Annotated in this window: 22 protein-coding genes; 12 read left to right on the top strand and 10 right to left on the bottom strand. The window is 64.2% G+C overall.

Annotation, left to right across the window (positions count from 1 at the left end; all coding sequences use genetic code 11):
- Window positions 1-32 precede the first annotated feature (32 nt).
- The 5 genes from HG262_RS08935 to HG262_RS08915 all read right to left on the bottom strand — a co-directional run bounded on the left by HG262_RS08935 (window position 33) and on the right by HG262_RS08915 (window position 5,697).
- Window positions 33-1,172, bottom strand: a complete 1,140-nt coding sequence (locus tag HG262_RS08935; protein WP_169270660.1) for an acyl-CoA dehydrogenase family protein — start codon at window positions 1,170-1,172, stop codon at window positions 33-35.
- A 30-nt stretch (window positions 1,173-1,202) separates the two neighbouring features.
- Window positions 1,203-2,732, bottom strand: a complete 1,530-nt coding sequence (locus tag HG262_RS08930; protein WP_169270659.1) for an AMP-binding protein — start codon at window positions 2,730-2,732, stop codon at window positions 1,203-1,205.
- A 5-nt stretch (window positions 2,733-2,737) separates the two neighbouring features.
- Entirely contained in the window at window positions 2,738-3,613 is an 876-nt protein-coding gene (locus HG262_RS08925; RefSeq protein ID WP_169270658.1) for a MaoC family dehydratase, read from the bottom strand.
- Between the two features lie 51 nt (window positions 3,614-3,664).
- Window positions 3,665-4,648, bottom strand: a complete 984-nt coding sequence (locus tag HG262_RS08920; protein ID WP_169270657.1) for a tripartite tricarboxylate transporter substrate binding protein — start codon at window positions 4,646-4,648, stop codon at window positions 3,665-3,667.
- An 83-nt stretch (window positions 4,649-4,731) separates the two neighbouring features.
- A complete protein-coding gene (locus HG262_RS08915; RefSeq protein ID WP_169270656.1) occupies window positions 4,732-5,697 on the bottom strand; it encodes a tripartite tricarboxylate transporter substrate binding protein in 966 nt (321 codons plus the stop codon).
- A 224-nt stretch (window positions 5,698-5,921) separates the two neighbouring features.
- Here HG262_RS08915 and HG262_RS08910 point away from each other — a divergent pair, with 224 nt between their 5' ends.
- From HG262_RS08910 to HG262_RS08880, 7 genes are all read left to right on the top strand, one after another.
- Window positions 5,922-6,674 carry a beta-ketoacyl-ACP reductase gene (locus HG262_RS08910; RefSeq protein ID WP_061306426.1) on the top strand — a complete coding sequence of 251 codons (753 nt, stop codon included), beginning with the start codon at window positions 5,922-5,924 and terminating at the stop codon, window positions 6,672-6,674.
- 40 nt (window positions 6,675-6,714) lie between these two features.
- A complete protein-coding gene (locus tag HG262_RS08905) occupies window positions 6,715-7,212 on the top strand; it encodes a MaoC/PaaZ C-terminal domain-containing protein (RefSeq protein WP_169270655.1) in 498 nt (165 codons plus the stop codon).
- Window positions 7,209-9,338, top strand: coding sequence for an acetate--CoA ligase family protein (locus HG262_RS08900; protein WP_169270654.1), 2,130 nt, complete (start codon window positions 7,209-7,211; stop codon window positions 9,336-9,338). The genes HG262_RS08905 and HG262_RS08900 overlap by 4 nt, the downstream gene beginning before the upstream one ends.
- A 45-nt stretch (window positions 9,339-9,383) precedes the next feature.
- A complete protein-coding gene (locus HG262_RS08895) occupies window positions 9,384-10,538 on the top strand; it encodes an acyl-CoA dehydrogenase family protein (RefSeq protein ID WP_169270653.1) in 1,155 nt (384 codons plus the stop codon).
- 49 nt (window positions 10,539-10,587) lie between these two features.
- Window positions 10,588-11,325, top strand: a complete 738-nt coding sequence (locus HG262_RS08890; RefSeq protein WP_169270652.1) for an IclR family transcriptional regulator C-terminal domain-containing protein — start codon at window positions 10,588-10,590, stop codon at window positions 11,323-11,325.
- A 32-nt stretch (window positions 11,326-11,357) separates the two neighbouring features.
- Window positions 11,358-12,488, top strand: coding sequence for a CaiB/BaiF CoA-transferase family protein (locus HG262_RS08885; RefSeq protein ID WP_169270651.1), 1,131 nt, complete (start codon window positions 11,358-11,360; stop codon window positions 12,486-12,488).
- 62 nt (window positions 12,489-12,550) lie between these two features.
- A complete protein-coding gene (locus HG262_RS08880) occupies window positions 12,551-13,378 on the top strand; it encodes an enoyl-CoA hydratase/isomerase family protein (protein WP_169270650.1) in 828 nt (275 codons plus the stop codon).
- Window positions 13,379-13,778: 400 nt separating this feature from the next.
- Here HG262_RS08880 and HG262_RS08875 read toward each other — a convergent pair whose 3' ends face one another.
- From HG262_RS08875 to HG262_RS08865, 3 genes are all read right to left on the bottom strand, one after another.
- Entirely contained in the window at window positions 13,779-14,645 is an 867-nt protein-coding gene (locus HG262_RS08875; protein ID WP_169270649.1) for a methyltransferase domain-containing protein, read from the bottom strand.
- Between the two features lie 321 nt (window positions 14,646-14,966).
- A complete protein-coding gene (locus HG262_RS08870) occupies window positions 14,967-15,347 on the bottom strand; it encodes an antibiotic biosynthesis monooxygenase family protein (protein ID WP_169270648.1) in 381 nt (126 codons plus the stop codon).
- A 51-nt stretch (window positions 15,348-15,398) separates the two neighbouring features.
- Window positions 15,399-16,292, bottom strand: a complete 894-nt coding sequence (locus HG262_RS08865) for an NAD(P)/FAD-dependent oxidoreductase (protein ID WP_169270647.1) — start codon at window positions 16,290-16,292, stop codon at window positions 15,399-15,401.
- Between the two features lie 145 nt (window positions 16,293-16,437).
- On the opposite strand from HG262_RS08865, the gene HG262_RS08860 reads away from it, so the two are divergent.
- Entirely contained in the window at window positions 16,438-17,067 is a 630-nt protein-coding gene (locus tag HG262_RS08860) for a TetR/AcrR family transcriptional regulator (protein ID WP_169270646.1), read from the top strand.
- Window positions 17,068-17,229: 162 nt separating this feature from the next.
- On the opposite strand, the gene HG262_RS08855 is transcribed toward HG262_RS08860, so the two are convergent.
- Window positions 17,230-17,469 (bottom strand): hypothetical protein, encoded by a 240-nt coding sequence (locus HG262_RS08855; RefSeq protein WP_169270645.1) that lies wholly within the window; start codon window positions 17,467-17,469, stop codon window positions 17,230-17,232.
- 53 nt (window positions 17,470-17,522) lie between these two features.
- On the opposite strand from HG262_RS08855, the gene HG262_RS08850 reads away from it, so the two are divergent.
- The 3 genes from HG262_RS08850 (at window position 17,523) to HG262_RS08840 (ending at window position 20,394) form a co-directional block, all read left to right on the top strand.
- Window positions 17,523-18,746: a hypothetical protein gene (locus HG262_RS08850; protein WP_169270739.1), complete on the top strand. Its 1,224-nt coding sequence runs from the start codon at window positions 17,523-17,525 to the stop codon at window positions 18,744-18,746.
- 346 nt (window positions 18,747-19,092) lie between these two features.
- On the top strand, window positions 19,093-19,785 hold the full coding sequence (locus tag HG262_RS08845) for a hypothetical protein (protein WP_169270644.1): 693 nt from the start codon (window positions 19,093-19,095) through the stop codon (window positions 19,783-19,785).
- A gap of 243 nt (window positions 19,786-20,028) precedes the next feature.
- Window positions 20,029-20,394, top strand: a complete 366-nt coding sequence (locus HG262_RS08840) for a hypothetical protein (RefSeq protein WP_169270643.1) — start codon at window positions 20,029-20,031, stop codon at window positions 20,392-20,394.
- Between the two features lie 16 nt (window positions 20,395-20,410).
- Here the strand turns inward: HG262_RS08840 and HG262_RS08835 are convergent, their stop codons facing one another.
- Complete coding sequence (locus HG262_RS08835) at window positions 20,411-21,367, bottom strand: LysR family transcriptional regulator (protein ID WP_169270642.1); 957 nt, start codon at window positions 21,365-21,367, stop codon at window positions 20,411-20,413.
- 217 nt (window positions 21,368-21,584) lie between these two features.
- Between HG262_RS08835 and HG262_RS08830 the strand changes: the two genes are divergently transcribed.
- Entirely contained in the window at window positions 21,585-22,895 is a 1,311-nt protein-coding gene (locus HG262_RS08830) for a serine hydrolase domain-containing protein (RefSeq protein ID WP_169270641.1), read from the top strand.
- The last annotated feature ends 10 nt before the right edge of the window (window positions 22,896-22,905 follow it).

Here is a 22,905-nt window from a genome sequence, read left to right as displayed (position 1 = left end):
GATCTGTTCCAGTCGAAGTCGAAGAAGAGCGTTCAAAGCGTGCGGGCGATCAGTTCGCGCATGACTTCCGAGGCGCCCCCGTAGATCCGGTTGGGTCGCACGTCGGTGTAGGCGCGGGCAATGGGGTATTCGCGCATGTAGCCGTAGCCCCCGTGGAACTGCAGCAGATCATCGATCGCGCTGGTGGCTTCGGACGCCCACAGCTTGGCCATGGCCGCCCCCCCGGCGTCGAGTTCGCCGTCCAGGTATTGCTGCACGCAGCCGTCGACGAAGGCACGGGTGGCGGCGGCCAGGGTCTTGATATCGGCCAGCTTGAACCGGATGTACTGGTTGTCGATCAGGGCCTTGTCGAAGGCGCGCCGTTGCTTGGTGTAGTCGACAGTCCATTGCAGCGCGCTCTCCAGCGCCATGGCGCAGCGCACCGCGATCATCAGGCGTTCGCGCACCAGTTCCTTCATCAGATAGCCGAAGCCCTGCCCCGGCTCGCCCAGCATGTCCTCGTCCGGCACGAACATATCCTGGAAGAACAGCTCGGCCGTGTCCTGCGCCTTCTGACCGACCTTGTCCAGCAGCCGTCCCCGCGTGAATCCGTTGGTCGCGGTATCGGCCCAGAACAGGCTGATGCCACGCGCGCCGGCGCCGGGGTCCGTCTTGGCCACCACCAGCACGCGGTCGGCGTGAAAGCCATTGGTAATGAACGTCTTCTGGCCGTTGATGACGTAGCCGCCCTGCGCCTTGACCGCCGTGGTGCGTATGGCCTTGACGTCGCTGCCCGCCCCCGGCTCGGTCATCGCAATGGATGCAACGATGTCGCCTCGTGCCATGCCGGGCAGGTCGCGTTGCTTCTGGCGCTCGGTGCCGAAGTTCAGCAGATAGGGCGCCACGATGTCGGAATGGGTGGTGAAGCCGGTGACCCCGGTGGCCAGCGCGCGGGCGATCTCTTCCACCACGATGATGGTGTGCAGGAAATCTCCGCCGCCCCCGCCGTATTCCTCGGGGGTGCTGGGTAGCAGGATGCCAGCCGCGCCGGCCCGGCGCCACAGATCGCGCGGCACCAGGCCGTCCTGTTCCCATTGGTAGTGGTGCGGCGTGATCTCGTCCGCGATAAAACGCGCCACGGTGTCGCGGAACAGTTCATGGTCCGCAGAAAAAAGTCTGCGCTGCTGGTTCATGCCGTCTCCTGATCTGTCATGGTGGGCCGCCTACGCTTGCGGCCAGTAGCGCTGTTTGACCAGGCGCTTGAGCAGCTTGCCGGTCTCGGTGCGCGGCATGTCGCCAGAAAAATCCACGCTCTTGGGGCACTTGATGGGCGAGATCCGGTCACGGCAATAGGCGATCAGTTGCTGCGCCAGCTCGGGGCTGGCGGCGGCGGGATCGCGCAATTGCACGACCGCCTTCACCTCCTCGCCGAACTCCTCGTTCGGCACGCCCACCACCGCCACGTCGGCCACCGCGGGATGCGTACTGAGCAGGTTCTCCGCTTCTTGCGGATAGATGTTGACCCCGCCCGACACGATCATGTTGGACAGGCGGTCGGTCAGATACAGATAGCCATCCTGGTCCAGGTAGCCGATATCGCCGTAGGTGGCCCAGCCGCGCGCGTTGTAGGCGCCGCGCGTCTTGTCCGGATCCTTGTGGTATTCAAAGGAACCGCCGCCGGAAAAGTAGATGACGCCAGGCTGTCCCACGGGCAGTTCGTTCATCCCGTCCTCGCTCATGATGTGAGCCTGGCCGAACTCCGGCCGGCCGACCGACCCGCGATGCGTCAGCCATTCCTCGGAGCCCAGCGACGTGCGCCCCACCAGTTCCGTGCCGCTGTAGTACTCGTACAGGATCGGGCCCCACCACGCGATCATGGCTTCCTTGACGTCGGCCGGGCACGGCGCGGCCGCGTGCACGGCATAGCGCAGCGTGGACAAATCATGGCGCTCACGCACTTCCCGCGGCAGGCGCAGCAGGCGGATGAACATGGTCGGCACCCACTGCGAATGCGTGACACCGTAAGTGGCGACGGCCTCCAGGGCCGCTGCCGCGTCGAATTTTTCCATCATCACGCAGCTGCCGCCCGCGCGCAGTGCCGCCATGTTCCAGCGCACCGGGGCGGCGTGATAGAACGGCGCGGTCGACAGATAGACCGTGTCGCGGTCGAATGCCTTCCACGCACTGCTGGGCGCGTCCCCCACCCGGAAATAGCGGTTGGCCACCGATAGCGGACGCTTGATACCCTTGGGCAGGCCGGTGGTGCCCGACGAATACAGGAAATCCGTGCCTTCCGGGGTTTCTGGCAGCGCCACATCGTCGGCATAGCGGCCGATCCACGCCTCGTAAGAGATCGCGCCGGCGTCCGTGCCGTCCATGCGGACGCGCAACACGCCGCGCGCATCCAGGCTGTCCGCATCCGTTTCGGCCTGCGTGTGGCTCGAATAGAACAGCACCCGCGCGTCGCAGTTGTCGATGATGTAGCGCGCTTCCTCGCGCTTCAGGTGGCGGCTGATGGTGGTGTAGTACAGGCCGACGCGATGCGCGGCCCACAACAGTTCAAAAAAACGCGGGTGGTTTTCCAGGAACACCGCGATCACGTCGCCGGCCCGCAGGCCGGCGTCCAGCAAGGCAGCCGCGCATTTGCGGCTGCGCAGCTCCAGTTCGCGCCAGGTCACCGTGGTTCCGGAGGGAATCATGCGGTAGGCGATGCGGTCGGGCATCTCCCGGGCATGGGCTTCAAGTGCAGACATGGGTTTCACCTCTCGTTTGCGCAATACGCCAGGCTGGCGACGCCGTTGCTCAGCACCACCGTGTCGCGCTCGTGGGCCACGGCGCGAAATTGCAAGCTGTCGCCGTCGCGCCAGATCTCCACGCGCAGCGTCTCGCCCGGAAAAAACGGCGCGGAAAAGCGGGCGGCGATCGCGCCAAGCCGTTGGGGCGCTATGCACCCGCACGCCTGCAGTAGGGCGCGCGCCGCCATGCCATAGGTGCACAGGCCATGCAGGATGGGCCGGTCAAAACCGGCGGCGCGCGCCATGTGCGGCAACGCATGCACCGGGTTCAGGTCGCCGTTCAGGCGGTACAGCAAGGCTTGTTGCGGCAGCGTCGGCAGCAGCACGACCTGATCGGGTTCGCGCGCTGGCGTGGCGGGCAATGCCTCGGGCGATTCGTCGCCCGGGCCAAAGCCGCCATCGGCGCGGCAGAACGACACATGTTCGACGGTCGCCAGCGGCACGCCGCTCTCGGCGTCCGAAATGTCGCGCACGGTCACGACCAGCGCGCCCTTGCTGGCGCCCTTGTCAACCACCCGCGTGACGCGGGTCTGGCTGCGTACCGCGCCGGCGGGGGCCAGCGGGGCATGGAAAGTCATGCGGTGCTCGCCGTGCAGGATCTTCAACCAGTCAATGCCGGTGGCGGGATCCGCCGCCCAGCCGTTGGGCGCCCCGATGGTGGCCAGGAAAGTCGGCACTACGGCCGTTTCCTCTTCATGCACGTAGCGCAGTTCGCTTTCATTCGCAGGATCGCTGCCGTAGCCCAGCCCCAACGCGTAGATCATGCAGTCGCGCGCGCTGTAGCGATCGACGCGGTCCTCGAACTTCCAGTTGCGCAGGTTTTGATAATCGATTGCCATGGATCATGCCTCCCTGTGCAAGCCGGCGGCGCGTTGCCGCCGGCTTGCGGGTCATTCCGCCTTGATGCCGGCGGCCTTGATGATTTTTTCCCAACGGTCTTTCTCCGACCGGATGAAACGGTCGAACTCGGCCGGGGTGCCGCCCAGCGGAATGCCGCCCTGCTGCGCCAGCTGCTTCCTGACCTCTTCATCGGCCAGGACCGCGTTGAGCTCCGTGTTCAGGCGCGCGACCACGGCCGGCGGCGTGCGCGCCGCGACCAGCACGCCCAACCAGGCGCCAACGTCGATATCGGGATAGCCCTGCTCGGCCAGGGTCGGCACGTCGGGTAGGATCTGGCTGCGCTCGCGAGTGGTGACCGCAAGCGCGCGCAGCCTGCCGGCCTTGACCAGCGGCGCCACGGTGATCACGTTCTCTACGGTGAAATCCACCTGCCCCGCCACCAGGTCATTGGTCGCCGGCGCGGCGCCTTTGTAGGGCACGGTGACCGCCGTGAAATCCAGCCGGCTCTTCAGCAGCTCGCCGCCCAGGTGGCCGGACGTGCCGATCATGGAGACCGCCATGGAGAGGCTGCCCTGCTTCTTGCGGGCATAGTCGCGGAATTCCGCCAACGTCTTGACGGGCGCGTTGGCGTTGACGACCAGCGCGTTCGGCATGGTGATGATGCGGATCACCGGGGCGAAGTCGGACATCGCGTAGGGCAGCTTGCTGTACAGGGTGTAGTTGACCGCGTTGGGTCCGCTGCTGCCCATGACCATCGTGTAGCCGTCGGGCTCGGCGCGCAGCAGGCCTTGCATGCCCAGGATGCCGGCCGCGCCCGCCATGTTTTCCACCACCACCGGCTGCCCCAGCCGTTCGGACAATTTCTTCCCTATCACCCGGCTGGTGATGTCCAGGATCCCGCCCGGCGAACTGGGTGCGATCAGGCGCAGAGGTTTGTTCGGATAGCCATCCGCCGCGCGCGACATCTGCGGCAGGGCCAATGAGGTCATCAGGCCGGCCAGCACTGCCAGCGCGACTCGCCTGCGTGTGTTCATGTATGTCTCCTGATAGTTTTGTGTTCCGCGGGCTTGTGGCGCCCGCTGTCTCGGATCCGATGAACGGATTCGTTACCGTCGCGTCAATCCACCTTCATGCCGGTGGCGTCGACCACGCCCTGCCACTTCTTCACTTCGGTCTTCAGGAAAGCGCGGGCCTCTTCCGGGCCGCCCGTCAAGGGCCGGGCGTAGATCCGGTCCATGAACTCCTGCACGTCGGGCTGCTTGTTGATGTCGGCAAGGGCGTCGGCCAGCTTCTTCAGAACCGGCGCCGGCACCTTGGCGGGCGCCGCCATGAAGTACACCGCTTCGACGTCGTAGCCCTTGAGGCCGGCCTCCTCGATGGTGGGCAGGTCCGGCATCGCCTTCATGCGTTCGCGTCCGGTCACGGCCAGCGCCTTCAGCTTCTTGGACTGCACCAGCGGGATCGCGGTGGAGACGCTGCCGAACATCATGTCGACCAAGCCCGACATCAGGTCCACTTCCGCCGGAGAAACCCCCTTGTAGGGCACGTGCGTCATGTCGACCCCGGCCATGACCTTGAACAGCTCGCCCGCCAGATGGATGGACGACCCCATGCCGGCCGAAGCGAAGGTCAGCTTGTTGCCCGGCGCGCGGGCCTTGCGGATCAGGTCGTCGACGCTCTGGATGCTGGAGCCGGGCGGCACCACCAGGATGTTGGGCGTGGACGCCACCATGCCGATGGGCATCAGGTCGCGCTCCCAGTCGTAGGGGTTGCGCTTCATGGCGGCGTTGGCCGCCACATAGTTGGCCGCCATCGCGATGGTGTAGCCATCGGCCGGCGCCTGCGTCAGCGCCTGGATCGCGATATTGCCGCCGGCCCCAGGGCGGTTTTCGACAATGAATGTCTGGTTGAAACGCTCGCCCAATTTCTTGGCGTACAGGCGGGCGAGCAGGTCGGTCGCGCCGCCCGGCGCGAAGCCCACGTACACCCGCACCGGCTTGTCCGGATACGCGTCGGCCCCGCTGGCCGCACCCACGGCAGCCAAGCTCAGTACCGCGGCCAACAATCCCTTCAACATTGTCATGAGTCGATCTCCTTCCGTTTTTAGAGATAGGGGATGCCGGGCCAACTTATTCCGACATACCGAACAGTATAACGAGGTGCCGATATTAATTGTCAATATTTCCGGTGGTGTGTATATTTCTTCGGAATCTCGGAATAAATTTAACCCTGCCCGGCCATTCCCGAAATATCGGATTTCGGATTCCATGCGCCAGGGCATCCACCAGCTACAGAAGGGGAATGGAGATGGACCTGCAACTCACCGGTAAAGTCGCTGTCATCACGGGATCGGGCCGCGGCATCGGCTATGCCTCGGCGCTGGCCCTGGCGCAGGAAGGCGCCCGGATCGTGATTACCGACATCAACCCGGAATCGGTGGAGCAGGCAGTCGGCAGCCTCAAGCAGGCCGGCCATGAGGCCATCGGCGCCGTGCTCGACGTCTGCGATCCGGAACAGGTCCAGACCATGGCCGAGCTGGCCGCGCACGCCTTCGGCGGCATCGACATCCTGGTCAACAACGCCGGCTTCACGCGCGACAAATACCTGCTCAAGATGCCGGTGGAAGACTGGGATTCGGTGGTGGACACCATCCTGAAGGGCGCCTACTACTGCACCAAGGCCGCCCTGCCCTCGATGATGGAAAGGAAATGGGGCCGCGTCATCAACATCGCCTCGCGCGCGCACTGGGGCAACCCCGGCCAGACCAACTACTCGGCCGCCAAGGCTGGCCTGATCGGCTTCACCCGCGCGCTGGCGTTGGAACAGGGCAAGTTCAACATCACCGCCAACGCCATCGCTCCGGGCTTGATCGAAACGCCACTGGTGCGCGGCCTGTCCACCTATGAAACCCTGCGCGCCAACGCGCTGGCGCGCCAGCCGGTGCCGCGCCTGGGCGCGGTCGAAGACATCGCCAACGCCGTGGCCTTCCTGGCTTCTGAACGGTCCTCCTTCATCACGGGCGAACTGCTGCACGTGACCGGCGGCCGCTACGCTTCGTAAAACGCCCCCCCCGCGCCCCCACTCCGGAATCCGATCAGCCATGCAAAGCGCAAGTCCCGCCAACCCGCTCCCGCTGCCACCGCCGACATCCCTGCCCTCGCTGGAGGTCGGCCACTGCTTCGAGTCCGCCGGCCGCACCATTACTGAGAGCGACATCGTCAACTTCGCCTGTCTGTCCGGCGACTTCAACCGCCTGCACGTGGACCATGAGTACGCCCGGACCACGCCCTTCGGCCAGCGCATCGCCCACGGCCTGCTGGTGCTGTCCGTGCTATCCGGCCTGACCACCCAGTCCAGCGGCTACCGCCAGTTGGAGCCCTACGTGCTGGCGCTGATCGACATCAATTGCCGCTTTCCCAAACCCACCTTCATCGGCGACACCATCGTCGTGCGGGTGACGGTGACGGAGAAGACCGAGCAGTACCGGCCCGGCAAGGACAAGGTGGTGTTCCGGCGCGAAGCCGTCAACCAGCGCGGCGAGGTGGTGGTCCAGGCCGACTTCGCGATGGTGCTGCGGTCCATGGAGGGCTCGGCATGAAACCGTTCACAGACCTGACCCGCTTCATCAATCCGCGCAACGTGGCCGTGGTGGGCGCCTCCGCCCGCGAATCCAGCCAAGGGCGCCGCCTGTACGACAATCTGGTGCTGCATTCGGCGGTCCCGGGCGAGGTGTACGCGGTCAATCCGGCCTACCAGGAAATCGGAGGCCGGCCCTGCTGGCCGTCGATCAGCGCCTTGCCCGAGGCCGAAATCGACGTGGCCCTGATCATGATCAACGCCTCGCTGGTACTGGATGCGTTGCGCCAATGCGCGGCGCGCGGGATTCCGTTCGCGGTGGTCATGACCTCCGGCTTCTCGGAAGCCGGCGAGGAAGGCCAGCGCCTGGAACACGAGATCGCCCAGCTGTGCGAGACCACCGGCCTGCACGTCTACGGACCGAACTGCCCTGGCTTCGTCAATGTGCGCGACCGCCTGGGCATGACCTTCTCGCCCGCCTTCAAGGACGATCTGAACACCGGTTCCATCGGCCTGGCGACCCAGGGCGGGGGACTGGGCCGCAACCTGCTGCAGGGCCTGTCCTATGGGCAGGGTGTGGGCCTGTGGTTTTCCGCCGGCAACGAGGTCGACCTGGAGATCCCGGACTTCATCGCCCACATGGCGAACGATCCGAAGATCAGCGTGATCGCCCTGCTGATGGAAGGCGTCAAGCACGGCAGGCGCCTGACTGCGGCGCTGGACCTGGCGCGCGCCCGCAACAAGCCCGTGGTGGTGCTGAAGGTGGGCCGTTCGGAGGCGGGCGTGCGCGCCGCGCAATCGCACACGGCATCGGTGGCCGGCACGGCCGCCGTCAACAGCGCCGTGTTCCGGCAATTCGGCGCGATCGAGGTGGATGACCTGGACCAGCTGCTGGCAGTCTCGCGCCTGCTGACGCGCATCACCCGCAAAAGCGGCAACGGCCTGTGCATCTATACCTTTTCCGGGGGCACCGCCGCGCTGGCCGCCGACATTGCCGGCGCCGCCGGTCTGCCGATGGCAGTGTTCGCGCCCCAGACCAAGGCCGCCCTGCGCAAGCTGCTGCCGGATTTCGCCAGCATGGACAATCCGGTCGACACCACCGCCGACATCCTGCGCAACCCCGAAGCCTCGGCCGCGTGCCTGCGCGCGATTTGCGCCGACCCGTCGGTAGGCACGGTGCTGTTTCCCATTCCCATGGATTACGGCAGCATCACCGACGGCATGGCGCAGGCCGTCGCCACGGTGGCGGCCGAAACCGAAACCCTGATCGTCCCGGTCTGGATGAGCCGGCGCCTGGGCGGCGGCTTCCAGTTGCTGGAAACCGCCGGCCTGCTGCCCTTCCTGTCCTTGTCGGACGCGATCGCGGCCCTGTCCAAAGCCATCCCGTGGCGGCGGTCCGAAGGCGGGACGGCTGCTGCGTCCCGACACGCCGATGGCGCCGTCGTGCCGGCCCGCATGCTCAGCGAAGCCGCGGCCAAATCCTTACTGCGTGAAGCCGGCCTGCCGATTCCTGAAGGGCTGGTGGTCAGCAGCGCCGAGCAGGCGGCCCGCGAAGCCGAGCGCCTGGGCTTTCCCGTAGTGATGAAGGTCGTCAGCGCCCAAATCGCGCACAAGACGGAAGCGGGCGGCGTCAAGCTCGGCATCGCCAGCGCGGGCGCCGCGCGCGAGGCCTATGCGGCCATCCATGCAGCCGTCGCGCGCCATAGCCCTGGCGCCGTCATCGACGGCATCCTGGTGGAGCGCATGCTGCCGCCAGGCGGGCGCGAGGTGCTGATAGGCGTGCACACCGATGCGGCCTTCGGCCTGGTGCTGACCTTCGGCCTGGGCGGCATCTTCGTCGAAACCCTCCGCGACGTCGCCCACCGCATGCTGCCGCTGTCGCGCGACGACGCGCACGCGCTGCTGCACGAGATCCGCTACGCCGAAGTACTGGACGGCGTGCGCGGCGAGGCGCCTGCCGATCTCGCCGCGCTGGAGGCGCTGATCTTGCGGGTCTCGGACTTCGCCTGGAGCCACCGCGACGCCTTGCAGGAAATGGAGCTCAACCCGGTCTGGGTCGGCGCCGAGGGGCAAGGCGCGATGCCGCTGGACGCGCTGATCGGCCTGCGGCCAGACGCCGATGCCGGCCTGGGGCAGCGCCTGTCATGACCGCCGCCGGATTTCTCTCTTCGACCCTACCCGCCTAGGACCCGCATGGACTTCTCACTGGACGCCACCCAGATCGAATTGCGCGATTCGCTGCGCCGCTACCTGACGGCCGAAGTCGCCCCCATCGTCAACCGCTACGAGGCCGAAGCCCGCGTGGTGCCGCAGGAAATGGTCCGCGCGATGCGCGACTTCGGCCTCTTGGGCGGCATGCTGCAAGAAAAGGACGGCGGCTACGGCTTGCCGATGACGACCTACGGCATGCTGATCGCCGAGCTGGCGCGCGTCTGGCCTTCGCTGCGCAGCATCGTCAGCACCAGCAATCTCGCCGCCTCGGTGCTGAGCGACGGCGGCTCGCCCTATCTCAAGGAAAAGTACCTGCCGCGCGTCCTGTCGGGCGAGGCAATCGCCAGCTTCGCGCTCAGCGAACCGAACATCGGCTCGGACGCCGCCAACATCGAAACCCGCGCCGTCGAAACCGCCAGCGGTTGGCGCGTCAATGGCCGCAAGCTCTACATCAGCCTGGGCACGGTTTGCGAGCTGGGCGTGGTGTTCGTGCAGACCCGGCGTCAAAGCGGCGAACGCGGCGTGTCCTGCCTGCTGTTCGAGCGCGCCATGCCAGGCTTCTCGTCCAGTCCCATCGACAAGATGGGCATGCTGAGCTGCCCGCTGGGCGAGTTGCTGTTCGAAGACGTGGAGATCCCCGCGGCCAACCTGATCGGCACCGAGGGCAAGGGTTTCGCGCTGGCCAAGAAATACCTCAACATCGGCCGCTGCGTGGTGGCGTTCTCGGCGCTGGGCATAGCCGAGGCGGCCTATGAGGCAGCGGTAAAATACGCCGGCGACCGGGTCCAGTTCGGCCGGCCCATCGGCGGCTTCCAGCTGGTCCAGCATATGATCGCCGACATGATGACGCTGGTCGAAACCTCGCGCCTGTTGTGCTGGCGCGCCGCCGACGCGCTGGACCGCAACGCCGCCGACAGCCAGATGCTATGTTCGATGGCCAAGCGCCACGCCACCGACGCCGTGCTGCGCGTGGCGGAACTGTCCATGCAGGTGCATGGCGGCGCGGGCTACACCACGTTGTTTCCCGTCGAGCGTTACTACCGCGACGCCCGCCACCTGAGCATTGCCGAAGGCACCAACCAGATCCAGGCCCTGCTCATGGCACAGAGCGTACTGGGCATTTCCGCGTTGAAATGACCGACTACGCAACCGCCCGGGCCGGTTCCCCACTCAATTCCGACATCCTATGCCGCAAATCCTCCCTACCGCACAGCGTGTACTGCAAGTCTTCGAAGTCTATGCGCGGGAACGCCGTCCCCTGACGAACTCGGAAATGGCGCGCTTTCTCGATCTGGCCGACAGCAGCTGCTCGGACCTGCTCTACACGTTGCGTCAGGCGGGCTACCTGCTGCGCACGCCGAAATCGCGCTACTTCCACCCCACAGGCAGGCTGCTCGACGTGGCCCAAGGCATTTCTGCGGCCGACCCGCTGCAGTCCTTCGCGTCGGAAGCGCTGGAGATCCTGACGCGCCAGTCCGGCGAATCATCGATGTGCGGCTTGCTCGACGGCAACAAGGTAAAGATCTACGCCAGCCAGGAGAGTCCGCGCGCCTTGCGCTATGTGGTGAAGCCCGGCACCACCTTCGACCTGCAGGTTGCTGCATTGGGCAAAGCCCTGCTGGGCGAGATGGACGCGGCGGAACGCAATGCGCTCATCGATACGCTGCCGTTTGAACACGTCACGGCCAGCAGCATCACCAACCCTGACACCCTGCGCGCGCAGATCGAATCGCAGTTGCCCAAGCACTATTTCAACAGCCGCGACGAAGGCAATGAAGGCGTATCGGCCGTCGGCATCGCGGGGCGCGTGGGCGGGCAGCTGACCGCCCTATCCATCGTCGGCCCGACCCACCGCATGGACGCCAACATGGAGAAGTACGTCCAGATCATCCTGGACGCGCGCGCCGAATTCTTCGAATCCTGAGAACCCCGATTCATCATGGAGTAACGATAGACATGGCTGGTCCCCTGAGTGGATTTACGGTGGTGGAAATGGCCGGCATAGGGCCCGGCCCCTTCTGCGCCATGATGTTGGCGGACATGGGCGCGGACGTGATCCGCATCGACCGGCTGACGCCCGGGTTCCTGGGCGGAGGCGGCACCCTCATCGACCGGGGCCGCCGCACGATCGCGCTGGACCTCAAGAAACCCGGGGCGACCGACATCGTGCTGCGGCTGCTGGACAAGGCGGACGCCTTGCTTGAAGGCTTCCGGCCGGGCGTCATGGAAAGGCTGGGCCTGGGGCCCGACGAGTGCCTGGCGCGCAACCCGCGGCTGGTGTACGGACGGATGACGGGCTGGGGCCAGGACGGCCCGCTGGCGCAGGCCGCCGGCCATGACTTGAACTACATCGCCCTCAGCGGCGCGCTGCACGCCATGGGACATGCCGGGCTGCCGCCGACGCCGCCGCTGCACCTGGTCGGCGACATGGGCGGCGGCGCCATGATGCTGGCCTTCGGCGTGCTGTGCGGCCTGCTCGAGGCCGGCCGCACGGGCAAGGGCCAGGTAGTGGACGCCGCCATCTGCGACGGCGCCTCGCTACTGGCCAGCGCCTACCACGGCAAGCTGCAAGACGGCAGCTGGGTCAACCAGCGCCAATCCAACATGCTGGACGGCGGCGCCCACTTCTACGGCTGCTATGCCTGCGCGGATGGCAAGTATGTTTCCATCGGCGCGATCGAACCGCAGTTCTATCGCCTGTTGCTGGAACGCTGCGGCATCGACGACCCGGACTTCGAGCCGCAATGGGAGCGCGCGCAATGGCCGCAGCTGCGCGCCAAGCTGGCGGGCATCATTGCGGGCAAGACCCGCGAGCAGTGGTGCGCGCTGCTGGAAGGCACGGACGCCTGCTTCGCGCCGGTGCTGGACTTTGAAGAAGCGCCACAGCACCCCCACCATCAGGCGCGCGGCAGCTTCATTGAAACCGGCGGCATCCTGCACCCCGCCCCCGCGCCGCGCCTTTCGCGTACGCCGGGACAGGCCGGCACGGTGCCCGCACCCGGCGCGCACACGCAAGAACTGCTGGCGCAATTGGGCCTGGCGCAAGCCGAGATCCAGGCCTTGCGCGAATGCGGCGCCATCACCTGACGGCCCGCGACAGCTTGCGGCCAGGCCCGCATGGCGCGGCCCGGCCATCATGGAAGGCAGACATGGAGACCAATACGATGCAAGCCAGCGCTAGCGAGTTCAAGACCCTGCTCTATACCGTGGAAGGCGGCGTCGCCACCATCACCCTGAACCGTCCAGCGCAGCGCAATGCGCTGGACATGGTCATGCGCGAAGAGCTGGCCCATCTGGTGGGCCAGATCCGGCGCGACCGCGGCGTGCGCGTCGTGATCCTGGCCGGCGCCGGCGGGGCCTTCTGCTCGGGCGGCGACATCGCCACGATGGGCTCGGGCGGCTCCGCCGAGGAAGCGCACGAGCGCATGGCCGGCCTGCTGCAGACGATAGAAGGCCTGATCACGCTGGACCGGCCGGTGATCGCGGCGGTCGACGGCCCGGCCTACGGCGCCGGGCTGGGCCTTGCCCTGACCGCCGATCTGATCCTGGCGTCGCCGCGGGCGCGCTTCTGCCTGTCCTTCCTGCGGCTGGGCGCCATCCCGGACTGCGCCACCATGTACACCCTGCCGCGCATGGTGGGCCTGCAGCGCGCCAAGGAACTGGCCTTCTCCACCCGCGAGTTCCAGGCCGAGGAAGCAAAGGAGATGGGCATCGTGTTTGAGATCCAGCCGCAGGAGCGGATCCACGAACGAGCGCGGCAGATCGCCCTGTCCATGGCCGAACTGCCTATGGCGGCGCTGGCGATCACCAAGCGCGGCTTCAACGCTTCGCTCAACAGCGACCTGAGCGCCATGCTGGACCTGGAGGCTGCCGGCCAGGGCGTGGCCCGTTCCACCGAGTACCACCGCGAGGCGGCAGGCCGCTTTCTGGACAAGGTGGCGCAGCGCTTCCAATGGCCGGCAGCGGACGCCGTATAGGGCATGGCCCATCTGATCGTTTTCGAGCGCTGACGTCCCGAGAACGGCTGACACACCGTGCTTCGCCAAACGGCACGACCAAATCCTGGATGACGCTACGGTTACCCGCTGTGGGAAAGATCATCGAACTTAGACGGCGCGTTGTTTCGCCGCATCGAAAGCGGATCTCCCTGCCGAATTACTTCTCTTGCATCTTCAGACAGCAATGAGCCATAGGCTTGGCCATCGACTGCTCTGGGCCACAAACTGCCGGTCACATGCGCCGGCGGCGGCTCTGCTTCGTAGCCGGCCGTTGTTTGTCGCAAGGCGAGAGCTCGTTCAGCGGCCAGCAGGGACACCAATCTGAGCGGCCAACGACGCCAAGCTCCACCGAGCGGAGGCCTCTCCCCGTTAATCCTTGTCAGCTTGCCGGATTTCGCGCCACGACGATCCACGCCGCCCCGTTGATCATCACCGCCCCCTCGCCGGGGAGGCTCGCGAAGGTGGCGCGAACTGCGGCGCAGGCACGGGCGCGGATGTCGTCGGGCTGAGCAGCGAGCGCACGCGACAGCGGGCCAACCTCAAGCGTCATCCTCACTGCGTCATCGATCGCGGCGTCCCGCGTTTCGCCTTCGCCGAATGGGACGGCCGCGTCGCAGGGCGAGATAACGATTTCGGTGAAACCGGCCGCCGTCAGGATGCGCGCCACGTGCTCCCGGTCGCCGAACGAGAATGGGCCGGGCGCTTCGGGATCGGATAGCGCGCTCGGCGGGATGATGCCCTTGAGCGCGCCCATCGGCAGTCTCATCCAATCGTTCTCGGCCGCACCGCGCCAACAGACGAATGCGACCCGGCCGCCCGGCCGGAGCGCACGTCGCATGTGGGTGAACGCCGCTGTCGGATCATCAAAAAACATCACACCGAAACGCGAGAACAGAATGTCGAACGCGCCTTCGGGCAGCTCTGCGTTGCTGGCGTCGGCCACCTGAAACCGCGCCGACGTATTGGCGTGGCACGCAAGCGCGCGCGCTCGATCGATCAGCGGTTCGGATATGTCCACGCCCAGCACTCGCCCCCCCGCGCCGACGCGAGCGGCCAGCGCCAGACTTGACGCACCCGCGCCGCAGCCGATGTCCAGCACGCGCTCACCCGTCGCGAGCGCAGCGGCTTCTATCGTGGCCTGGCCGAACACCGCCACCAAAGCGTCGAGCCGGGCCTGATGGACGACCCAGCGCTCCCCGCTTTGGCCATTCCAGTCGCCGACCTGATCGGCATTTTGCTCTGCCATGACATATCCTCGTTCTGATGGTTTTTAACTAAGCTGCCGGCCACCTTCCGTAGCCGAGGATGTCAGGTGCCAGCCCCCTGGCGCCGCACGCCTCCAGGCCTGTGCGGACCGCGCCCCGGAAGTGGCAGCTGGTTGCGGAGCCACGGAGGAGGACCATGGGAAGATCATGGTCGCTGTGCTCCCAGATAGACGAAGGGCGGGAGGGAAGCGCACACCCGCACTGTCCGGTTTGACGGCCATCCTCATCTCCAATCTATGCTCTTAAACCAGCATCGGCTGCTGGCGAAGATTCCCGCATCGCGCCTCACCATAATTCCCGGGTCAGGCCGTGCAGAAGCCCGGGACGGCGACCTTCTGGAACAGGTGCGGTCTGGCTTCGACCGATGAAGGATATGCAGGAAGTTTCGCAAGGAACTCAGGATCAGTGAAGGCGGCGCGGACCGCCTCGGTGGATTCCCACATCACATAGTTCAGGTAAGTCGGGCTATCGCCGATCGCTCTATGCAGTTGCATGGAAACGAAGCCCGCTTGCTTCGTGATGATCTCGGCAGCCGCCTTGAAAGCCTCCAGGAAGCCCGCTTCGTCGGCGGGGTCGACGACCGTGAAGAGATTGATGAGCACGAGAGGAGCCGCCGCGATACCGAGTTGGCGGTCAAACGGAAATTTCTCGTCGAGAGGTATGAATGGTTTTGCGGCGGCCATGGTGGCGCTCCTGTCTATCGTGAAATTGAAGCGGCGTGATGCTACCTGCTCTCAAACCAGCATCGACTGCTGAACGAAGATGCCCGCCATCGCGCCTTGCCATGTTGCCGTGGTAACCGAGGGGATGCCGGGGTTGGCAAGGTCACCGGCGGCGTAGATGCCCGGCATGCTGGTTTCGCGGCGCTCGTCGGTCTTAAGCGCGATGCCGGTTGGCGTATTGACCGTGGCGAGGCTCAGTGCGTCATGCAGGCTAGCGGACGGCTTGTTGCGCGGATGCGCGAACAGAATGTCGACCGCGACATCGGGGCCGGTATTGAGCTTGATGGTGGCACCATGGCTCCCGTGACGTGCGATTTCGGTGATCCGGCCATCAACGAGAGGTACCTTTCGGCCCGCCAGATCGGCCCGTATGTCGGCGGTGATGTCGTTACCGTTGCCGAAGACGGTCAACCTGTCGGTCCAATCGTGAAACAGCCTGACCTGATTCATCGACTGCGGGCCGGACCAGACGAGGCCCCAATGCTGGTCAGCAACTTCGAAGCCATCGCAGTACGGGCATGGAATGACGGATGTTCCCCAGTTCTCGGCAAAGCCCGGAACATCAGGCATCTGGTCGACGACACCATAGCTCAGGATCACGCGGCGCGCCCTCAGCCTTTCGTGATCGTCAGTAATGACGCGGAAATCGTCGATGGCGCCAGACACGCTCTCGGCCCGAGCACTGACGAGGCTGATCGTTGGATAGCGCGCCAGTTGCCGCCGCGCTTCGACTAGGATGTCCAGCGGCGGCTTGTGATCGTGGCCGAGCATGCCATGCGAGTGGCCGGCAAAGCGGTTACGCGGCCGGCAGGTATCGAGTACGGTGACAGTACGGCGGGCCCGGCCAAGTTGCAGCGCGGCGGCGAGGCCGGCAAAGCTGCCTCCGATGATGATGACGTCTTTCATGATGATGGACTCCGTGTTGTGGATGGAGGGTTGGGCTGGGCGTGGTGTGCAGCATCGTCCGGCGATACGCGTTTCTCTTGCAAATTACGGTACTTAATGGTATCGTAATTTGAGAATTTAAATACTGTCAAGTACTGGAATTGTCGTGACCGAAAATAGTCAGGGTCGGCGCGGCCGGCCCGCCAACGCGGCGCTTCGCCAAACGATCGTCGACGCCGCCGGCGAACTCTTTGTGGAATTAGGTTTTCAAGCGACGACCATGGACAAGGTCGCGCAGAGGGCGCAGATATCCAAGCTCAGCATCTATCGGCACTTCGAGAACAAGGAGGCGCTATTCAGCGCGGCTATGGTGGCCCACTGCCATCAATTTGCACCCCTGGCCCTTTCTGACAGTGTCGGCGGTTCGGTCGAAGATCAGCTCATGGCGGTGGGATCATCCCTGCTTCGCACTCTGTTGAGCCCGGACGTCCGTAGTGTCGAAGCCATGGTTTTGGCCGACAAGACGAATCAAAAGTCGTTGAGCAAGCTGCATTACGAAGCCGGGCCCGCCCATGTCATCGGCCAAATCGAGGCCGTGTTGCGTCAGTTGCACGCTAAAGCGATTCTCAACGTCCCCGATGCTCGCCGATCCGCCCGTTTGTTTGCCGCGCTTTTCAAAGGATCCGATCTTCTGCTTATCGCACGCTTCGATGAGGCGAGAGCGGAGGATGCCAACGAAATCGAATCCTATTGCCGGTCGGCCGTCGCCATGTTCATCGCCGCGCACGCGGTCTAGGCGGCCACAAAGGCCGATGACTTGTCTCCCTGGCGACGGCGCGGAATGACCGTTCCACTCCGATACCTACCATTAGGACAGAGACTGCTCGACCAGCTGCAACGGGTCGCAATCAGTCGGACGATAGCGCCCCAGTGAACCGTTAGCGGCATTTACCCAACGTCAATAAACCAAAAGTCCATCCGAAAGCTCGTGCGGCGCGAAGCGCACGCCGAGCCACTTTTGGCCTGAAGCCAGCGCATCCAAGAGGCACCACCCGCTATTTACTGCCGGATGGTTCGTCTTCGAGATGGTGGCGCGACCTTTGAGATTACTTCCGGGCGCATCTGCGTTGATGTGGGCGTCTCTTGGTGATGAAACCTCCATCCGGCCCAACTCGCGCGGCACGTCCGATCCGTTCACACCCTCTCGGGTATATTGGGTTCCCCTCCAACGCCGATGGACGCTCAATGCACATGCCCACGTATCCCGCACGCGTTCCACTTTCATGGCTGGGCGCGCTGGCGCTGGCCGGCCTGTCGCAGATTCCCGGCGCTGCCAGCGCCGCCCAGCGCACGGTATACGCCGGCGAGCTGCAAGGCGTGGGCGAAGTCGTGATGGAACTGGACAGCGCCGCGGCGCAGAAGGGCGTCCTGCACGGACGCTACTTCTATGCGAAGCACGGCGTCGACATCCCCCTGAAAGGCTCCGACAAGGCGCTGCTGGAACCCACTCCCTACTGGGAGGCCGCCAAGTCCGGAAAGACGGCTGGCGCGGAAGCGGATGCCGCCGCAACCTGGCACGGCACGCGCGACGAACAGGGCTACCGCGGCACGTGGATCGACGCCCGCACGGGCAAGCAGCGCAGCTTCAACCTGAAGCGCGTGGCGCAATACGAGGCGGGATCGCAGGCGAGCGACGGCGGCATCGACGGCGACGCCGATATCAACGCGGCGAACGCCCCCTACGAAGCACTGAAGCTGGCCGGACACGCGGTTCCCATCGGCCCGGACATCGGCAGCGCGAAGGTCGCCTATCGCATGTGGCAAGACCCGCGCACCAAGTTCAGCTACCCGCGCCTGAGCCGCCATCCCGACGCGCAGGTCCTGGCGCGCGTCAACCACTTGCTCGAGCAGCGCCATTGGCGCATGAGCCATGCGGCGCTGGCATGCCTGGCATCCGCCTACACCAGCGGCTCGCCCTCCGCGGGCACGCTGGGCAACTACGACGAAGAAGTGATCGCCGTCCCCTGGCTGTCCAGCGCCCTGATGACGGTGACCGAATCCGGCAGCCTGGATTGCGGCGGCGCCCATCCCAACAACCATTTCGATCCCTACACCCTGGACCTGCTGCGCGGCGAGTACCTGGACTGGAACCGCGTCTTCGACGCCTACGCGCCGGGCGCCGCGCCCACGCGCACCCCGAGCGCAGCCTTGCGCGACCTGGTGGGGCGGATCCAGAAATCGCTGGCCGCGAGGGACGAGGCGGGATTGACGCAAGACCGATCCCAGGAAGGGTGCTGGGACCTCTGGCCCGGATATCTGGCGCTGGGCGCCGCCGCACCCGGGGCGCTGAGCCTGTCGGTGTCCGGCGTGGGTCATGCGTCGGGCGTCTGCCTGGGCACGCAGGCGCAAGTGCCCTTCCAGGATCTGGGGCCCTACCTGAAGCCGGGGGGGCAGGCGTATCTGGTTTCCGACTGATGGGCTGGCCTGCGGCGGCAGGCCCCGGCCCGTGCGATCGTGGGAATAATCGCACGCCGGCGCTGAGAGTTCAGATAGTTGCTGGCCGATTGCAGGTTTCGGCTTAACCGACTGCCAACCCGACGACGTATGCCGCTGCCAGCCATTGTTATGGTGCTCGTAGATATTGCCTTTATGGTCGGCATACACGTTGCCGTTGTTCCACCGTTCTCCATCCCAGACCATCAATCACCGTTCAGGTGGCGGTGAGATGCAAACCGTGGCAACCGGCCGCCCTCGGCCACAAACAGACGTTCAATTTCGTGGCAAACTTTGATAATAAATACCTTGCATAGGAAACATCGACTTGTCGCGCGCCCTTCGATATCTCACGTCGCCGACCTTACGCTGGGCATTGCCGATGCTGGTCCTTCTGGCCACCGCCGGATGTGGGTCTAATTACGCCGATAGCCCGGCCAAGGCACCGCTACGCAAGCTGAACCCCGCTCCGACGCAGGCCTATGAGATACGGCTCACACTTGCTAATGCGTCCGATCTCTCAAGCGCAGACGACGGCAAATCGCCGTTTACGGTAGTCGAGGGCACTGCGCAGTTCGACGCCAGCAACGGCGCCCGCTGTGGGAAATCCAACGCCCTGTCCGGCCACGTGCCGACATTGTCCAGCCACGAAACGTTCCAACTTTCCCGTATCTCCGCCACCGAGTACGTGGGCACCGTATATACCGACATGCTGCTCAATGAGGACTATTACGGGCGGGGGGTATGCCATTGGGCATTGACCGAAGCGCGCGTCGCTGTGCGCGCACGGGCGGACGCGGCTGATACGCGCTTCGTCACCGGGCTACCGGCACAAAAAGTGTTACTAGCCGGCACACAGGTGCGCTATTTCTGGAAAGGGTATTACCCCCGCTTCGAGCAGAGGCAACACACCGATTTTGGGAGGGACCACCTCGACACCGTTCCGGCCGATAAGCGTAACGAATTTTTCACCGTGACGCTGACGGCCAGGAAGATCGCGGGCGACGTTCAACGCAAGTGAATGCAGGACGGAGGGAACTAGTGCCGATTTCAGGGCGGCCCGGGGACTGGCCTGTGCTCCTCGATGGCTCCGCGCTGCAAGGCGCCAGGGTTTCTAATACATTGACGCCCTAAGCAAATAAATGCGAAAGCTCCGCGGCCAGATTTGCGTCGAGGAAGCTGGAGGCACTTGGACATTTTTTCGATGGCGTGCCGTCAAAAAGCACCTATCTCTCAACGATGGAACCTTGGGATAACGGTAAAAATGAAGAAATTAGCACTGCTTTTCGTTTTGTCATCACTACTGGGGGGATGCACCTCTGGACAGATGAACATGCTGATGGGCACTCGGAACAAAACCTACAACGACGTCAATGCACCTTGGGTCGGCAGCACGGAAGAGCAATTGATTTCCAAGTGGGGACCGCCCAAAAAGAGCTATACGCTTGAAAGCGGCGCAAAAATCATTTCGTACGAAGAGATCTGGGGCCCTATGTCCGCGTATCACGTATGCGCGGAGAAATTCATGATCGAAAAGGGTGTCGTGACCAAATGGGGGATTTCGGATTGCCCAAAACGCATTTCGGGCACGCTACCGAAAGACACCCCTATTCCACAACCGACCCTGTAGGGCGAGCGTCCTCGAACTATTCTGAACGCAGCGAGAAGCCGGGGGTCGTGCCAACGCGCTTTTTCTGACTGGTCAGCTCGATAACAAAGTCTAGGAAGGCCCTGGTCTTTGCCGGCATGTGATGACGCGACGGGTAGTAGGCGTAAAAGGGATACCGCTCGTCTGTCCATTCCGGAAACAGATTGACCAATCGGCCTTCGGCAATCAAATGCTCGGCACCAAGGACCAGCATCTGTGCAACCCCAGAGCCGGCGAGGCATGCATTAAGAAGCGCGCTGGGATCGTTGACCGTGAGACGACCTTGGGTGTCGACCAAAATGCGTTTTCGCCTGCGATGGAATTCCCAGGGAAACGGCTTGCCGGTCTCCGGATTACGAAATTCAAGACATCTGTGGTTGCCGCTTTCAAGTTCTTCCGGTTTAGCGGGGTGTCCCCAACGGGCGATATACGACGGCGCGGCGACGGTCACGATGCCGCTATCCAGCAGTTTTCGCGCGATCAGGGTGGAGGTCTTGGGCTCGCCGAACCGTAGCGCCAGGTCGAAGCCGTCCATGACGAGGTCACCCAGACTGTCTCGCGCGATGAACTCGATTTCAAGCTCTGGGTGCGCGTCCATGAACTCATTGAGCCGCTGCCCCAGAATGATCCGGTAGAAAACGGGATCCAGATTGACTCTCAGCTTTCCGCGCACTGCCGACGCGCCACCTGCCGCGGCGGCGGCGGCTTCCTCCAACCCTGCAAGGTGGGGCATGACCTGCTCGTAAAATCGGCGGCCTTCTTCTGTCAGGGAGACGGAGCGTGTCGTTCGATTGAAGAGCCGGATCTTCAATTTCTCTTCCAGCCTCGCAATCGCCCGACTGACGCCTGGTGGCGACATTCCTAACACTTCCGAAGCGGCAGCAAACGTCCCTGCATCGACTACCGCAGCGAACACGCCAATGCCGCCAGACAGCTTCTCGCTACTGTATTTCATGGTTTAGCTCGTACTACGGATGATGAATCACTAGTGATCGACTTAGGGTCAGTACCGCATCATCGCACCGGACGGCCATGACGCACACAGATTTCAGCCATGCCTGATTAGTGATTTAGTGTCACTTATCTAATGCTATCCATGTCATTTTGTTTTGATCGGCATTTCAGCAGAATGCACCTCACTGAAACATCTTTCATTCAGAGAGGAATTCAAAATGACCGCTCGACTGAATCGCCGCGACCTTCTAAAGGGTGCGTCGAGCCTGCTATCCGTCGCGGCGCTTGGCGGGTTCGCAAGCCGTAATACGCTGGCAGCGCCACCCGGTTCCCCACAAGACACGGTGCTGACCCAGCCCTCGGGCTACCCATCAATCGATCAATGCCTGCAACGGGCCGTCGACGACGGCACGGTAGCCGGTGTTGCCGCCATGGGTGCAACGGAACGCGGGCTCGTCTACGAGGGAGCGCGCGGGCGGGCTAGAGCTCATAGCGGCGAGCCCATCGGCCCTGACACCATCTTCTGGCTTCTGTCGATGACCAAGGCGATTACTGCCACCGCTTGCATGCAACTTGTCGAACAGGGCATGCGACTAGATCAGCCGGCCAGCGAGATCCTCCCACAGTTGAAGGCGCCACGGATTCTCGAGGGGTTCGACGCTTCAGGCAAGCCGAAGCTGCGCCCCGCGCGTAACGCGATCACGGTGCGTCATCTACTGACGCATACCTCTGGCTTCACGTACAGCATCTGGAGCGACGGGCTTAGCCAATACGAAAAGTCGACGGGCATGCCGGACATCGGCTACTCAATGAACGGCGCGTTCGCGGCGCCGCTTGAGTTCGAACCCGGCGAGCGCTGGGAGTACGGCATCAGCATGGACTGGATCGGCAAGCTGGTTGAAGCGGTGACGGACCAGTCGCTGGAGGTCTACTTCCGCGAGCACATCTTCGAACCGCTTGGGATGCATAACACGGGCTTTCTGATTGGCAGTGCACAGAAACAACGCGTCGCCACCATGCACAGGCGTCAGGGAGATGGGTCCCTGGCGCCCGAGCCGTTCGAGATCAACCAGCGACCTGAGTTCTTCATGGGCGGTGGTGGACTGTTCAGTACGCCCCGCGACTACATGGCCTTCCTGCAGATGCTATTGAACGGCGGCGCGTATCAAAACGAGCGCCTGCTGCGTACCGACACTGTCGCCATGATGTTCCGCAACCAAATCGGTGACCTGCTAGTTAGCAAAATGGAGACGGCCCAACCGTCGTGGTCGAACAGCTTCGATCAGTTTCCGGGTGCTGCGCACAAGTGGGGATTTTCGTTTGACATCAACACACAGCCTGGGCCACACGGACGCAGTCCGGGAAGCGTGAGCTGGGCTGGACTGCTGAACACGTACTTCTGGGTGGATCCCGTCAAGCGCGTCGCAGGATCGCTTTTTACACAGATGCTGCCTTTCTACGATGCCCGCGTAGTGACGCTCTACGGTCAGTTCGAGCGGGCGCTTTACGACGGTCTGCAACGCGCCTGACCGCATGGCG

The organism is Achromobacter sp. Bel, assembly GCF_012928505.1.
Taxonomy (GTDB): domain Bacteria; phylum Pseudomonadota; class Gammaproteobacteria; order Burkholderiales; family Burkholderiaceae_B; genus Achromobacter.
Note: the sequence above shows the minus strand (reverse complement) of the source record. Positions and strands in the feature narration are given on the sequence as shown.